This window comes from Bradyrhizobium uaiense (genome assembly GCF_010811875.1).
Classification (GTDB): Bacteria; Pseudomonadota; Alphaproteobacteria; order Rhizobiales; family Xanthobacteraceae; genus Bradyrhizobium; species Bradyrhizobium uaiense.
This window is the reverse complement of sequence record NZ_VKHP01000456.1, coordinates 1-2,377: the sequence shown is the minus strand read 5'-3', so window position 1 is coordinate 2,377 and position 2,377 is coordinate 1. Positions and strand designations below refer to the sequence as shown.

Below are 2,377 nucleotides of genomic sequence, written 5' to 3'. Positions count from 1 at the left end.
CCCGCTGCTGCTGACATCTGCGCTCGCGGGATGCGCTTCGTTCTCGCCCGATCACTCCCCACCCATCTCTGCTGCAGCCAACCGCAAATCAGTTCGCCGCAACCGCTATCGTATATACCCCCTCAGGGTATCATTCAATCCAGTTTGAAGCCACGGGCAAACGCCCTGTTCCGATCACAACCGGGCCTCCTTGCGCATTGCGACCGCGGCGACCTCATGCTCCGACGCCTTCGCTCCGATCCCGAAGCCCTTCACCACGGCGAAGATCGCGGGAATCACGATCAGCGTCAGCAAGGTCGACGAGATCATGCCACCGATCATCGGCACCGCGATGCGCTGCATGATCTCGGAGCCGGTGCCGGTGCTCCACATGATCGGCAACAGCCCGGCCATGATGGCGACCACCGTCATCATCTTCGGCCTGACCCGCTCGACCGCGCCCTCGATGATCGCGCGATTGAGATCGTCGCGACCGATCGTGCGGCCCTCGGCGGCGCGACGTGCCGTGATCTCGGCCAGCGCGTAGTTGAGATAGATCAGCATCACGACGCCGGTCTCGGCGGCGACGCCGGCGAGCGCGATGAAGCCGACCGCGACCGCAACCGACAGATTGAAGCCGAGCGCCCACATCAGCCAGAGCCCGCCGACCAGCGCGAACGGCAGCGACAGCATCACGATCATGGTCTCGGCCACCGAGCGGAAGTTGAGGTAGAGCAGCAGGAAGATGATCAGAAGCGTCACCGGCACGACGATCTTGAGCCGCGCGGTGGCGCGTTCGAGATATTCGTACTGCCCGCTCCAGACCACGTAGGTGCCGGGCGGAAACTGCACGCCGGCCTGCACCGCGCGCTGCGCATCCGCGACGTAGCCGCCGAGATCGCGATCGCGGATGTCGACATAGATGTAGGTTGCAAGCTGCCCGTTCTCGGTCCGGATCGTGGTCGGCCCGCGCGCCGGCTTGATATCGGCGACCTCGCCGAGCGGCACCGCCCCGCCGGCCGGCATCGGCACCAGGATGTCGCTGGCGATCGCGCCGGGATTGTCGCGCAGGTCGCGCGGATAGCGCATGTTGACGGTGAAGCGCTGGCGTCCCTCGACCGTCGTGGTCACGCTCTGGCCACCGAGCGCGGTCGCGATGGTGTCCTGCACGTCTTGCACCGCGATGCCGTAGCGCGCGAGCGCCTCGCGGTTCGGCGTGATCTCAAGGTAGTAGCCGCCGAGGCTACGCTCGGCATAGGCCGACGAGGTGCCGGGCACGCCCTTGACGACCTGCTCGACCTGGCGCGCGAGCTTGTCGATCACAGTGAGATCGGGACCGATCACCTTGACGCCGACCGGCGTCCGGATCCCGGTCGACAGCATGTCGATGCGTGCCTTGATCGGCATGGTCCAGGCGTTGGAGACGCCGGGGAATTGCAGCGCCTTGTCCATCTCTGCGATCAAGCCGTCGACCGTAAGACCGGCGCGCCACTGCTCTTTCGGCTTCAGATTGATGATGGTCTCGAACATCTCCGACGGCGCCGGATCGGTCGCGGTGACGGCACGACCCGCCTTGCCGTAGACCGAGACGACTTCCGGAAAGCTCCGGATGATCCGGTCCTGCATCTGCAGCAGTTCGGCCGCCTTGGTCACCGAAATGCCCGGCAGCGTGGTCGGCATATAGAGCAGCGTGCCCTCGTTGAGGTCAGGCATGAACTCGGTGCCGAGTTGTCGGGCCGGCCAGATCGAGACGACGATGGCGCCGAGCGCCAACACAATCACCAGCATCTTCGCCCGCAGCACGCCGTTGATCACAGGACGGTAGATCCAGATCAGGAAGCGATTGATCGGATTCTTGTGCTCGGGAATGATCCTGCCGCGGACGAAGATCACCATCAGCGCCGGAACCAGTGTCACCGACAGCAGCGCCGCCGCGGCCATCGCAAACGTCTTGGTGAAGGCCAGCGGCGAGAACAGCCGCCCCTCCTGCGATTCCAGCGTGAAGATCGGCATGAACGACACGGTGATGATGAGCAGGCTGAAGAACAGCGCCGGGCCGACTTCTGCCGCGGCCTCGATCAGGATCGCGACCCGCGACCGGCCCGGCTCGGCCCGCTCCAGGTGCTTGTGCGCGTTCTCGATCATCACGATCGCCGCATCGATCATGGCGCCGATCGCGATCGCGATACCGCCGAGGCTCATGATGTTGGAGCCGATCCCGAGCGGCTTCATCGCGCCGAACGCCATCAGCACGCCGACCGGCAGCATCAGGATCGCGACCAGCGCGCTGCGGACATGCAGCAGGAACACGATGCAGACCAGCGCCACCACGATGCTCTCCTCGAACAACGTGCGCTTCAGCGTATCGATCGCCGCATAGATCAGGTTGGAACGGTCA

General features: G+C 65.0%; 1 protein-coding gene. It reads right to left on the bottom strand.

Going from position 1 to position 2,377, the window contains the following annotated elements:
- Positions 1-174: 174 nt before the first annotated feature.
- Positions 175-2,377: efflux RND transporter permease subunit (locus tag FNJ47_RS45640; protein WP_163163292.1), on the bottom strand; the 2,203-nt coding region annotated here is incomplete at its 5' end.